We start from the raw sequence: 12,458 nt of genomic DNA on the forward strand, positions 1-12,458 counted from the left end.
CGCCATAGTCCGCACTAGATATGGTTTCCCGGAGGCGATGCTGCGCATCTGTCCGGGCTACCGCTCGCAGACGGCGATGAACCCGTAGCCCGGGCAAGGCGCTTTGCGCCGCCCCCGGGGAGAGCGCCATAGTCCGCACTAGATATGGTTTCCCGGAGGCGATGCTGCGCATCTGTCCGCGCTACCGCTAGCAGACGGCGATGGACCTGTAGCCCGGGCAAGGCGCGACAGCGCCGCCCCCGGGAAAAGCGCGCAGAGGGCTATTTGCGCAGCAGCCGCTGCAGGCGCGCCTGACGCCAGCGATTAATCCATTCGCCAAAAACAAACAGGCGCAACCCTCTAACCGCCAGCAGCGCTCCCCAGACGATCGCCACCCATGCGGACCAGTAGCTCTCTGCGCCGCTCAGCCAGTTCAGCAGCGCCAGCAGAACGCAAACGACGACGGCCACCGTCAATGAACGGTAAAAACGGCTCTCGCGTTCGACGCGCGCTTTGGCTTCCTCAATACGTAAATCCAGCGACGCTTCGTGGCCCGCCGGCGATTCGCCGCTAATCTCGGCGACGTTAACTTCAAATACCGCCGCAAGCGCGCTGAGCGTCTCGAGGCCGGGACGGTCGCCGTTCTCGATGCGCTGAATGGTGCGCACGCTGACGCCGGCCAGTTCGGCAAGCTGCTCCTGCGACCAGGCGCGCTGCAAACGTAATTGTTTAACCTGATGACTACTGTTCATTGTTTCTATCTCCGGGTGAAAACCTGAGATGGAGTATCATCGAGCGGGCTGTCGGGCACCACGATCGAAACCCGACAGGGACGCGACAGCAACCTGACAGCCGCACGGCGCCCGGCATCAGGCGCGGGCGACCGCGCTACCGTTCCACGGACGAACGTTCATGCCGCGGAAAATCATCAGCCATGCGGCGATAATCGCCAGCATCAATATCACAAACAGCGACCAGTGCGGCAGATGGGTCAGAATCGTTCCGGTCAGCATCGGGTTAAACGCCGCCCCCAGCCAGCCCAGCGACTGGGCGGAAAAGTAGCTGGCTTTCATGCCCGGCGGCGCAATGTTATCGATCAGCATATATTCCCCCGGCGCGTAGATAACCTCTCCGAGCGTAAAAATGGCGGCGGAGAGGCCCCACAGCAGCAGGCTGTTATCGGAAATAACAAAACCGCCCAGCCCGAGCACAAAACAGACCGTCCCAAAGGTCATCAGCGGGCGAATATTGTGGGCGGTAAGGCGACGACCAACCGCATACTGCAGCGCCACCACCACGGCCGCGTTAACCGGCAGTACCACCGCAACCACTTTTTCGGCAAAATCGCTGTCCGCTACCACCAGCACATACTGGGAAATGCAGGAAGCGAAAGAGCCGCCGACAAAGGAGGCCAGCAGGCCGGAAAGGGTAAACCACAGCAGAGCGCGATCGCGCAGCAGCACCGACGGCGACCACTGGACCGCGTTATCCTGAGCAATCGCGGCGCTGGTGCGCTGCACAAACAGCTGAATAAATACCAGCGGAAGGGCGGCGCAGCCGGCCGCCAGCCAGAACGGCAGGTTAATACTGTGCATGACCAGCAGAGTGCCGATAGGCGGCCCAACGGTCCAGCCAATATTGAGAAAGGTGTAGTTAAGGGAAAAAATCTGCGCCTTCTTTTCCGGCGACAGCACGTCGGCAAACCACGCTTTCAGCACGGTTGAGAAGACGGAGTAGGCGCAGTTAATCAGCGCGAAGAAAAACACCACCAGCGCGACGCTATTGATCAGAGGAATAGCGATAAAGCCGCCAATAAACGCCAGCACGGCGAGCGTCATATAGCGCTTTTTGTCGAACTTATCGGCGAGAATGCCAAACCCCATGCTGAACAGCACCCCGACGATCAGCGCGCTCGACAGCGCATAGCCGATTTTATCCACCTCCAGCTGGTACTGGCGGGTGAGGTAGATCGTCATAAAAGGTAACGTTGCGCCGCGGCCAATGGTTAACAGCAACGACGAAGCCAGCAGCGCTGCGGTTGAGCGCCTGAGAGTCGGTATCATTTTTTCCTTGCCTGATGTGATGTTATTTTTGTTGTCACGATCACAAATAGCACGCTAACCGGGGCTTGTATAGTTCCCGGGGATGATGAAAAGCACGCCAGCGCCCTACCGAAAATAATGATCTATGCGGCGGACGAATTATTCGGTAGTTTGATTTTGTTCGCAAAAATTCCAATAACAACCGAGGCGGGTATGACGCGTAAAGACGGGCTGCTGGCATTGCTGGTGGTGGTGGTATGGGGGCTGAATTTCGTGGTGATCAAGGTGGGGCTGCATAATATGCCGCCGCTGATGCTCGCCGGACTGCGCTTTTTGCTGGTGGCTTTCCCGGCGCTGCTCTTCGTCGCGCGGCCAAAAATTCCGCTGAGCCTGCTGCTGGGCTACGGCCTGACGATTAGCTTCGGTCAGTTTGCGTTTTTGTTCTGCGCGATTAGCCTCGGCATGCCTGCCGGACTGGCATCGCTGGTGCTGCAGGCGCAGGCCTTTTTCACCATCATTCTCGGGGCGTTTATTTTCGGCGAACGTTTGCAGGGGAAACAGCTGGCGGGGATCGCGCTGGCGATTTTCGGCGTACTGGTGCTGGTCGAAGCCAGCCTCGGCGGCCAGCATGTCCCGCTGGTGGGCTTTATGCTGACGCTGGCCGCGGCGCTGAGCTGGGCCTGCGGCAATATCTTCAACAAGAAAATTATGTCGCATGCGAGCCGGCCGCCGATTATGTCTTTGGTGGTGTGGAGCGCGCTGATCCCGGTGCTGCCGTTTATGCTGGCGTCGTGGATCCTCGACGGCCCGCAGGTCATGGCGGAAAGCCTGCTGCATATCGACCTGCTGACGATCCTGTCGCTGCTCTATCTGGCGTTTATTGCCACCATCGTCGGCTATGGTATTTGGGGGGCGCTGCTCGGCCGCTATGAAACCTGGCGCGTGGCGCCGCTGTCGCTGCTGGTGCCGGTGGTCGGGATGGCCAGCGCGGCCTTATTGCTCGGCGAGACGCTGAATAGCCTGCAGCTGCTGGGTGCGGTACTGATTATGGCCGGGCTGTATATCAACGTATTTGGCCTGCGGATCGTGCGTCCGGGCATGGCGCGGGGGTAAAAAAAGCCCCGGTCACGGGGCTAAAGGGATTTTACAGGCTTTGCTGGTTGTAATAGGGCACGCCCAGTTCATCTGATTTATCACTGCCAGAGGCCATGTGATTGAAATCAAAAGGCGAATCATTATGTTCGGAAGGAATAATCATCGCATCCCGGTTGTTGTGGCGAACCGGGGTGCTGGTTTGCTCCGCATAACTTTGGCTCGAGACCAGCGCCAATAGCACGATGGCGGCGGAAGCGAATAGTTTCATGATTTCCTCAATACGTCTTTTTGCAGGCGGTTAACAACAGTTATTTAATGGGAGCAGGTAGCGCGACTCGCCCGGCACGTTGGTAATACGATACTGGTGCGGCGGAACATCGAAATAGTTCTTAAAAGTTCGCGTCAGCGTTTGCTGCGATTCAAAACCATAGCGTTCGGCCAGGTATAAGATAGGCTCGTTGCTCTGCTTCAGCTTCTGCGCGATCTCGGTCAGCTTACGGCTGCGGATATACTGTCCCAGCGAGTGACCGGTCTCTTTCTTGAACATTCTTTGCAGGTGCCACTTGGAGTAACCTGAGCGCTCTGAAACCTTCTCCAGCGACAGGGGCGATTCCAGGTTATCCTCGATCCACGACAAAATACTATGGATAGTGATGGCGTCGTTATTGCGTCTGGACATCATCTTACCTCTTCTTATTACGACAGAACTTTTTTGAGTAAACACTCAAGAGTGGCCACTTCATCCGTCGACAGATTTTTTGTTAGTTCCTGGTGCAATTTCTGACCCACAACCTGATGACATTGCTCACAAAGGGCTGCGCCGTCTGGCGTTAACTGTACCAGCACGCCACGCTTGTCAGTCGGGTTGGGTAACCGTTCAATCCAGCCTTTACAGACCAGGCGGTCGAGCATGCGCGTCATTGCGCCTGGGTCGACCGAAAGCACGGTTTTCAGCTCAACGGGGGTAATACACACTTCGCAACGAATGGAGCAGAGCACCCGGAACTGGGTGGAAGTAATATCCATCGGCGAGAGATAGTCGTTGAGCAGGCGATCTTTTTTCTGGTTAACCATCTGGATCAAGCGGCCAAGAGGGATCATTTCGTTAAACAGGTCGCTTGTACTTTTCACAATGGTTGCCCAGGCAATGACTTAGTTGCGGGAGATATTATTGCCTAGGCAAATATAAGTCAACCTGATGAATTACCCGATGCCACGATTTGCTAAAACGAATTGTTGTGAGGCAGGTCACTCTATTTCACGTTGTTATCTTATGATTTGAAGGAAGGGTGAATGCGTCCTGAGGAGAACGGGTACAATCTGGCAACAGACGATATACTCAGCACGCGTCATTTTTTTGATAATCCAATATTGACAGGACCTTAATTCACTATGATGGATCTTTTTAAAGCGATAGGCCTGGGACTGGTAGTGATTCTACCGCTGGCGAACCCGCTGACTACCGTGGCGCTGTTCCTTGGCCTGGCCGGGAATATGAACAACGCCGAGCGTAACCGTCAGTCGCTGATGGCCTCGGTTTATGTGTTCGCCATCCTGATGGTCGCCTGGTATGCCGGCCAGGTGGTGATGAACACCTTCGGAATATCGATTCCCGGTCTGCGTATTGCCGGCGGCCTGATCGTCGCCTTTATCGGCTTCCGCATGCTCTTTCCCCAGCAAAAAGCCCATGACTCGATGGAAGCTAAGCTGAAATCGGAAGAGCTCGAGGATGAACCGACGGCGAATATCGCCTTCGTTCCGCTGGCGATGCCAAGCACCGCAGGGCCAGGGACAATCGCGATGATTATCAGCTCAGCGTCTACGGTAAAGCACGGGGCGAGCTTCCCGGACTGGGTTGTGCTGGTCGCGCCGCCGATTATTTTTGCCCTGGTCGGGATTATCCTGTGGGGCTGTCTCCGCAGCTCCGGGGCAATCATGCGTCTGGTCGGGAAGGGCGGCATTGAGGCGATTTCCCGCCTGATGGGCTTCCTGCTGGTCTGTATGGGCGTGCAGTTTATTATTAACGGCGTGCTGGAGATTATTTCCACTTATCACGCCTGACGGTCATCGCCGTCCTGATACCAGACGTAAAAAAACCTGCCGATCTCACGACCGGCAGGTTTTTTTAGCAGCACGATCAGGAGTGATGCGGCTGCTGATCTTCCAGCGACACCGGCCAGCGGCGGAAAATCATCACCGCCCACACTAACGCGACGACCGCAGGGATCGCCCCGACATAGCCAATGGACGCCATTGACAGATGGGTACTGACCTGGCTGCCCACCAGCGCGCCCGCGCCGATGCCGATATTAAAGATCCCCGAAAATAACGACATCGCCACGTCGGTCGCGTCCGGCGCCAGCGCCAGCACTTTGACCTGCATACCGAGACCGATAATCATGATCGCCACGCCCCAGAAGACGCTCAGCAGCATCAGGTGGTTGGCGTTGTGCGAGGCGGGCAGCAGCAGCAGCAGGCACGCCAGCAGCAGGCCAATCGCCGCGTTAATTAACCCGGACGCATGCAGGTTGCCGAGCTTACCAAAGAGGATGCTGCCGACGATGCCCGCGCCGCCCAGGGTCAACAGCAGCACGGTAGCGAAGTTGCCGCTCAGGCCGGCGACCGTCTGAACGAACGGTTCAATGTAGCTGTAGGCGGTATAGTGCGCGGTCACCACAATCACCGTCAGCAAATAGATGCTCAGCAGCGCAGGGCGACGGAACAGCACCGGCAGGCTTTTCAGCGACCCTGAGTGCTCGCTCGGCAGCTTAGGCAGCAGCTTGATCAGGCAAACCATGGTAACCAGCGCGCCGAGGCCGATGACCAGGAACGTGGTGCGCCAGCCAAAGTATTGCCCGACGATACGGCCAATCGGGATACCGAAGACCATTGCCAGCGCGGTACCGGTGGCAATCAGGCTCAGCGCCTGCGCGCGTTTACCCGCAGGCGCCATTCGTATAGCCAGCGCCGAGGTGATTGACCAGAACACCGCGTGGGCAAAGGCGATACCGATACGGCTGATCACCAGCACGTTGAAGTTCCAGGCCAGGAACGACAACACGTGGCTGGCGATAAACAGGATAAACAGGCCAACCAGCAGGCGACGGCGCTCCATCTTGCTGGTCAGCAGCATAAAGGGCAGCGACATCAGGGCGACAACCCAGGCGTAGATCGTCAGCATAATCCCAACCTGCGCCGTTTCCATGCCAAAGCTGTCGGCGATATCCGACAGCAGGCCCACGGGCGCAAATTCGGTGGTATTAAAGATAAATGCCGCAATCGCAAGCGTGACTACGCGCAGCCACGCGACCTTGCGTGAAACCGTATTTGTCATCATAAGTTCAGGGCTGGTTACAAAGAGGAAAGAAGTGGGACGATCTTAAAACGATTGCTGCTGAAAATACAATCATTTTGTGATCTACATCTCATTTTCGCTTCAGCCAGATTTTCGGCACTAACGGATTAATTTTTCTATTAAACGTGTGGATTTCTCACGTTTATGTCATGTTATCGATAAGTAAAAAAAATAGAGGGACAGAACAATGCAGGAAATTAGCTTTTATCTGGTGGATGCCTTCAGCGATCGGAGCTTTGGCGGCAACGCGGCGGCCGTTTGCCCGCTGACCGAATGGCTGCCGGACGAAACGCTGTTGAAAATGGCGCAGCAGCACAATCAGTCGGAGACCGCGTTTTTTGTGCGTACGGATGAGGGGTTTGAGCTGCGTTGGTTTACCACGCTGGATGAGATCAACCTCTGCGGCCACGCGACCCTGGCGGCCTCGCACGTCATTTTTGAATATTTTGACCACCCCTCATCGACAATCGTATTTAGTACCCGCTTTGTCGGCGAGCTTCGCGTCACGCGCAGCGGCGACTGGCTGACCCTGGATTTCCCGGCCTGGGCGACGACCGCCGTTGAGCAGCCGCCTGCGGAGCTGCTGGCCGGGCTGGGGCTGAGCGACGCGGTGGAAGTCCGCGTGGCGCGTGATTACCTGGTGGTTTTAGCCGACCGCCAGCAGGTGGAGGCGGTGCGTCCGGATATGCAGCTGCTTGAGCGCCTCGGCAAAATGATCTGTATCAGCGCCCCGGACGAAGAGTATGACTTTGTCAGCCGTTTCTTCTGTCCGGGCGAGGCGGTGGCGGAAGACCCGGTCACCGGCTCGGCGCACAGTATGCTGATTCCCTACTGGGGCGAGAAGCTCGGCAAAACGGACATGCAGGCGCGGCAGGTGTCGGCCCGCGGCGGCGACCTGCGCTGCCAGTGGCGGGGCGACCGGGTTCTGATCGGCGGTCAGGCGACCACCTACTTAATCGGCACGATTACGCTTCGTTAAGGAGGGACGGTGACGGAAATTCCTTTTTATCTGGTGGCGGCGTTCAGCGACCAGCCTTTCGCCGGCAACCCGGCTGCGGTATGCCTGCTTAAAAAGTGGCTGCCGGATGAGCTGCTGCTCAAAATGGCGCAGCAGCACAACCAGTCGGAAACCGCGTTTGTGGTACCTGAGAGCGATGGTTTTGCGCTGCGCTGGTTTACCACCCGCAATGAGGTCAATCTCTGTGGCCACGCCACGCTTGCCAGCGCGCACGTGATATTTCATCACCTGGATTATCCTGATGCGCTGATTCACTTCGCGACCGCTTCCGGTCGGCTGACCGTGAGCCGCGAGGGCGACTGGCTGACCCTGGATTTCCCGGCGGGAGAAACGCAAGAGCGCGAGCCGCCCGCGGAGATGCTCTCCGCGCTGGGGATTGAGCGCTACCTGCATGCCCGCAAGGGGCGCGCATGGCTTATCGAACTGGCCTCCCGTGACCAGGTCGAAGCCCTGCGGCCGAATATTGCTGCGATGACGCCCGGCGAACATAAAGTGACCGTGACCGCCGCGGGCAGCGGGGAATATGACTTCGTTAGCCGCTTTTTCTCACCCGGTGAAGCGGTGTGGGAAGATCCGGTAACCGGTTCGGCGCATACTATGCTGATCCCCTACTGGAGCGCAAAGCGCGGTAAAACTCAGCTGCTGGCGCGCCAGGTTTCCGCGCGCGGCGGCGATATGCGCTGCGAGCTGAAAGGAAAACGCGTATTGATGAGCGGCCAGGCGGTGACCTATTTAAATGGCGTAATAACGCTACGCTAGCTCACCCGTCATCATAAGACGGGATCGGCAACAGACCCGCCGATCCCGAATCCGAGTGGGTTACCCGGCAAACTTATCCTGCGCGCTATTCCTGCGAAACCCGCATGGAAAATAGGCCATCACGGTAGACGGGCGATATTGGCTTTAATCACTTCGATAGAGTGGCGGAATTTCTCCGCTTCATCATCGGCCAGCTGCAGTTCAATAATCTGCTGCACGCCGCTTTGCGTCAGCACCGCGGGAACGCCAGCCGCCGCGCCGGTTACGCCATATTCCCCGTCAAGAATGCACGACACCGCCAGCGCGCGATGGCTGCCGGTGAAAATATTGCGGCAGATTTCGGCGATGGTTCCGGCGACGCCGTACTCCGTGCAGCCTTTGCCGGCGTAAATCTCAAACCCCAGCTTGCGCACCTTTTCGGCAATCAGCTCCCGGTCGAGAGCCTGGCCGGTATGTTTTTGGTAAACATCGGCGATGGCGGAGCCGTAAACCGCCGAGTGTGACCACACCGGAAACTGGGTATCGCCATGCTCGCCAAGAATAAAGGCGTCGATGCTTTGCGCGCCGATATCCAGCGCCTGGGCCAGTACCCGGCGTAAGCGCGTCGTGTCCAGCCAGACGCCGGTACCCAGCACCTGGCCGCGCGGCAGGCCCGAAAGCTGCCACACCTGCCAGGTGATGATGTCGCAGGGGTTGGTGGCAACCAAAAAGATGCCGTTGAAGCCGCCGCGCATCATCTGCGGGACGATGCTTTTGACGATTTTTGCCGTGTTGGTCAGTTCGTCCAGCCGGGTTTGACCCGGCTTGAGCGCGCCGCCGGAAACGGTGATAACCGCGATATCGACATCGGCGCAGTCGCTGGCTTCCCGGGTGGAAATCGTCATCATGCCCGGCATGTAGGCGGCCGCGTCGCTCAGGTCCTGAGCGTGCGCTTCGGCGCGTGAGGTATTGAGATCGACAAGGATCAGCTCCTCGCAAATATTCTGGTTTAACAGGGCGTAGGCCGCTGAGGCGCCGACGTTTCCGGCCCCGATAATCATCACCTTGCGCGCTTTGGTATTCATCGTATTTTCCTGATAAAAGACGTTATGTCGCAAAATTACTGCCTCTCAAGGGGGGAGCGCAAGTCGGGTCAGAAGCTATAAGTTAATGCTATGGCGGCTCCGCGGACGCCCCGCGCTACAGTACGCTCAAAAAAGGAGCTTCTTTATGTACACTATCGCCGCGACCCCGCTAAATCACCCGGATCTGACCGCCTTAATTGCCGAGCTGGACGCATACCAGCAGACGCTCTACCCGGCGGAAAGCAATCATCTTATCGACCTGAGCGCGCTACCGGCGGCGTCGGTCATCGCGCTCATTATCCGCGATGCGCAGCACCGGGCCGTCGGCTGTGGGGCCATCGTGCTCGGCGAAGAGGGGGTTGGCGAGATGAAAAGGGTATTTATTCACCCGGCCCATCGCGGCCAGCAGCTGGGGGAAAAACTGCTGGCGGCGCTGGAGAAAGAGGCGATAAATCGCGAATGCCATACCGTACGCCTGGAAACGGGCATCCATCAGCACGCCGCCGTCGCGTTATACACGCGTAATGGCTACCAGGCCCGCAGCGCCTTTGCGCCGTATCAGCCGGATCCGTTAAGCATTTTTATGGAGAAGCTGCTGCTTGTCGATCTTCGTTCAGCAGCGCTATAAACGCCTCGAGCTGGCGAGTTTTCGCCCCGCGCCGCCAGACCAGCCAGGTCGTCAGCCAGCGCCACTCTTCGGCCAGCGGCCAGGCGGATACCTGCTGATGGCCCGGCATACTCTCCAGCATGCTGCGCGGCATCAGCGCCAGTCCGGCGCCGGCAATGACGCAGGCCAGCATCCCGTGGTAGGACTCCATCTCATGGATCCGCCCCGGGGTGGCGCGATCGGCGTGGAACCAGCTCTCAAAATGACGGCGATAGGAGCAGTTGGCACGAAACGCGTAGACGCTGGCGCCGTTCACTTCGCTGGCGCGGGCGATGGGCGGGTGGCCAAAGGGCGCGACGATCATCATCTCTTCCGGGAATACCGGTAACCCCTCCAGCCCCGGGTGCACCAGCGGACCGTCAACGAACGCCGCGCTCAGATTTCCCTCAAGTACGCCGTCGATCATGGTGCCGGAAGGACCGGTGGAGAGGGCCAGGTGAATCTTGGGATAGCGCTGATTAAAGTGCGCCAGGGTAGGGGAAATGCGCACGGCGGCGGTACTCTCCAGCGAGCCGAGCGAAAACAGCCCCTGAGGTTCATCTCCGGCGACCACCATCCTCGCTTCATCAACAAGGGCGAGGATCTGCTGGCTATAGCGTAAAAAGCTGTGCCCGGCGGGGGACAACCGCAGCCGCTGATTTTCGCGAATAAACAGTTCGACGCCGAGATCCGCCTCCAGCTGGCGGATGCGTGTAGTCAGGTTTGACGGCACGCGATGCACCTTCTGCGCGGCCTGGGTAATGCTGCCGGTGCTGGCGACGGCGTTGAACATCTCAAGCTGGGTCAGATCCATAGCGTTCTTCTTTTGTGAATGGGTTGCTTAATATTATTCATTTTTAATGAAAGGAAGGGTAAGCCAGAATAAGGTCACTTCGCAATCAACACAGAGAGAAAAACGATGAATTTATCTGCTACTCATGCGATTTCCGTGAGTCCGACCACCGGTGAAACTTTGTCGTCTGTGCCCTGGGCCAGCGAACAGCAGGTCGATGCGGCCATTGCCCTTGCGGAACAGGGGTATCGTCAGTGGCGCAACGTCAGCGTGGCGGAGCGCGCGGCGACGCTGCGTAACGTCGGTAGCGCGATGCGCGCCCGTGGCGAAGCGCTGGCGCAAATGATTAGTCGCGAAATGGGTAAACCGATTGCCCAGGCGCGCGGCGAAGTGGCTAAATCCGCCAATCTTTGTGACTGGTATGCTGAATACGGCCCGGCGATGCTCAATACCGAGGCGACGCTGGTTGAAGACAATAAAGCGGTGATTGAGTACCGCCCGATGGGGGCTATCCTCGCTGTCATGCCGTGGAACTTCCCGGTGTGGCAGGTGCTGCGCGGCGCGGTGCCCATTCTGCTGGCGGGCAACAGCTATCTGCTTAAGCATGCGCCAAACGTGCTGGGCAGCGCGGCGATGATCGGCGAAATTTTTGCCGCTGCGGGCGTGCCGGACGGCGTCTTTGGCTGGGTGAACGCCACCAACGATGGCGTTTCGCAAATGATTAACGATCCGCGCATCGCCGCGGTGACCGTCACCGGCAGCGTGCGCGCCGGGAAGGCCATTGGCGCACAGGCCGGCGCGGCGTTGAAAAAATGCGTGCTGGAGCTGGGCGGCTCCGATCCCTTTATCGTGCTTAACGATGCCGACCTTGACGAGGCGGTGAAAGCGGCGGTGATAGGTCGCTACCAGAATACCGGTCAGGTCTGCGCCGCGGCGAAGCGTTTTATCGTCGAAGCGGGCATCGCCGAGGCCTTTACGCAGAAATTTGTCGCCGCCGCTGCCGCGCTGAAAATGGGCGACCCGCGCGATGAGCAGAACTATATTGGGCCGATGGCGCGGTTCGATCTGCGCGATGAGCTGCACGAGCAGGTGCGCGCGACCCTAAAAGAGGGGGCGACCCTGCTGCTGGGGGCGGAAAAAATCGAAGGCGCCGGCAACTACTACGCGCCGACGGTGCTGGGAAACGTTACCGCGGAGATGACCGGTTTCCGCGAGGAGCTGTTTGGCCCGGTGGCGACGATTACCGAAGCCCGCGATGCCGATCACGCGCTGGCGCTGGCTAACGACAGCGAATTTGGCCTTTCAGCAACGGTTTACACCACCAGTGAAGCGCAGGCCCAGCGTTTTGCCGATGAGCTGGAGTGCGGCGGAGTGTTTATCAACGGCTACTGCGCCAGCGATGCCCGCGTGGCGTTCGGCGGCGTGAAGAAAAGCGGATTTGGCCGCGAGCTCTCCCATTTTGGTCTGCATGAATTCTGCAACGTGCAGACCGTCTGGAGAGATCGCCGCTAGCCTGCGGAAAAATCCCCGGGTTGCGGTTAACGCCTTTCCCGGGCTACCGATTCGTGCGATTTGCGGGTTTGGTAGCCCGGGCAGGCGCCCCGCTGACGAGCGAACCATCCCCCTGGCGACGCGAGGGCGAGAAAGAGGCTGTTTCTTCGCGTCCCGTGCGCCTATAATTACCGCCCGAATTTTGTTGTTGGCAAG

Annotated in this window: 14 protein-coding genes; 6 read left to right on the top strand and 8 right to left on the bottom strand. The window is 58.4% G+C overall.

The features are described 5' to 3' along the window. Window positions 1-260: 260 nt before the first annotated feature. Window positions 261-731: a helix-turn-helix domain-containing protein gene (locus tag ABLU67_RS13505; RefSeq protein ID WP_134898123.1), complete on the bottom strand. Its 471-nt coding sequence runs from the start codon at window positions 729-731 to the stop codon at window positions 261-263. A gap of 117 nt (window positions 732-848) precedes the next feature. Next, a complete protein-coding gene (gene ydeE, locus ABLU67_RS13510; RefSeq protein WP_348852337.1) occupies window positions 849-2,042 on the bottom strand; it encodes an efflux MFS transporter YdeE in 1,194 nt (397 codons plus the stop codon). A gap of 192 nt (window positions 2,043-2,234) precedes the next feature. On the opposite strand from ydeE, the gene eamA reads away from it, so the two are divergent. Beyond that, window positions 2,235-3,134 (top strand): O-acetylserine/cysteine exporter, encoded by a 900-nt coding sequence (gene eamA, locus ABLU67_RS13515; RefSeq protein ID WP_014229493.1) that lies wholly within the window; start codon window positions 2,235-2,237, stop codon window positions 3,132-3,134. A 31-nt stretch (window positions 3,135-3,165) separates the two neighbouring features. Here the strand turns inward: eamA and marB are convergent, their stop codons facing one another. Genes marB through marR form a run of 3 tightly spaced genes read right to left on the bottom strand, consistent with a single transcriptional unit; the run spans window position 3,166 to window position 4,247 of the window. Further along, window positions 3,166-3,384 (bottom strand): multiple antibiotic resistance protein MarB, encoded by a 219-nt coding sequence (gene marB, locus ABLU67_RS13520; protein ID WP_004851184.1) that lies wholly within the window; start codon window positions 3,382-3,384, stop codon window positions 3,166-3,168. A 30-nt stretch (window positions 3,385-3,414) separates the two neighbouring features. Further along, a complete protein-coding gene (gene marA / locus ABLU67_RS13525; RefSeq protein ID WP_004102351.1) occupies window positions 3,415-3,795 on the bottom strand; it encodes an MDR efflux pump AcrAB transcriptional activator MarA in 381 nt (126 codons plus the stop codon). Between the two features lie 17 nt (window positions 3,796-3,812). Further along, window positions 3,813-4,247 (bottom strand): multiple antibiotic resistance transcriptional regulator MarR, encoded by a 435-nt coding sequence (gene marR / locus ABLU67_RS13530; protein ID WP_004102349.1) that lies wholly within the window; start codon window positions 4,245-4,247, stop codon window positions 3,813-3,815. 261 nt (window positions 4,248-4,508) lie between these two features. Between marR and ABLU67_RS13535 the strand changes: the two genes are divergently transcribed. Then, a complete protein-coding gene (locus ABLU67_RS13535) occupies window positions 4,509-5,177 on the top strand; it encodes a MarC family NAAT transporter (RefSeq protein WP_004119839.1) in 669 nt (222 codons plus the stop codon). A 76-nt stretch (window positions 5,178-5,253) separates the two neighbouring features. On the opposite strand, the gene ABLU67_RS13540 is transcribed toward ABLU67_RS13535, so the two are convergent. Beyond that, a complete protein-coding gene (locus tag ABLU67_RS13540; RefSeq protein ID WP_025105754.1) occupies window positions 5,254-6,453 on the bottom strand; it encodes a sugar transporter in 1,200 nt (399 codons plus the stop codon). Window positions 6,454-6,658: 205 nt separating this feature from the next. Between ABLU67_RS13540 and ABLU67_RS13545 the strand changes: the two genes are divergently transcribed. Together ABLU67_RS13545 and ABLU67_RS13550 are read left to right on the top strand one after the other, a co-directional pair. Further along, complete coding sequence (locus ABLU67_RS13545; protein ID WP_014229491.1) at window positions 6,659-7,450, top strand: PhzF family phenazine biosynthesis protein; 792 nt, start codon at window positions 6,659-6,661, stop codon at window positions 7,448-7,450. A gap of 9 nt (window positions 7,451-7,459) precedes the next feature. Next, window positions 7,460-8,248 (top strand): PhzF family phenazine biosynthesis protein, encoded by a 789-nt coding sequence (locus ABLU67_RS13550; RefSeq protein WP_047723751.1) that lies wholly within the window; start codon window positions 7,460-7,462, stop codon window positions 8,246-8,248. Between the two features lie 119 nt (window positions 8,249-8,367). Here ABLU67_RS13550 and ABLU67_RS13555 read toward each other — a convergent pair whose 3' ends face one another. Next, window positions 8,368-9,312 carry an L-lactate dehydrogenase gene (locus tag ABLU67_RS13555; protein WP_014229489.1) on the bottom strand — a complete coding sequence of 315 codons (945 nt, stop codon included), beginning with the start codon at window positions 9,310-9,312 and terminating at the stop codon, window positions 8,368-8,370. A 145-nt stretch (window positions 9,313-9,457) separates the two neighbouring features. Between ABLU67_RS13555 and ABLU67_RS13560 the strand changes: the two genes are divergently transcribed. Then, entirely contained in the window at window positions 9,458-9,940 is a 483-nt protein-coding gene (locus tag ABLU67_RS13560) for a GNAT family N-acetyltransferase (RefSeq protein ID WP_025105751.1), read from the top strand. Here ABLU67_RS13560 and ABLU67_RS13565 read toward each other — a convergent pair. Beyond that, complete coding sequence (locus ABLU67_RS13565; protein WP_004851166.1) at window positions 9,894-10,772, bottom strand: LysR family transcriptional regulator; 879 nt, start codon at window positions 10,770-10,772, stop codon at window positions 9,894-9,896. The two genes, ABLU67_RS13560 and ABLU67_RS13565, sit on opposite strands and share 47 nt — an antisense overlap. 105 nt (window positions 10,773-10,877) lie before the next feature. On the opposite strand from ABLU67_RS13565, the gene sad reads away from it, so the two are divergent. Then, window positions 10,878-12,263, top strand: a complete 1,386-nt coding sequence (sad, locus tag ABLU67_RS13570) for a succinate-semialdehyde dehydrogenase (RefSeq protein WP_154919157.1) — start codon at window positions 10,878-10,880, stop codon at window positions 12,261-12,263. Window positions 12,264-12,458: the final 195 nt, after the last annotated feature.

The sequence above is a fragment of the Klebsiella sp. GN_Kp190 genome (assembly GCF_040061795.1).
GTDB classification, from domain to species: Bacteria; Pseudomonadota; Gammaproteobacteria; order Enterobacterales; family Enterobacteriaceae; genus Klebsiella; species Klebsiella michiganensis.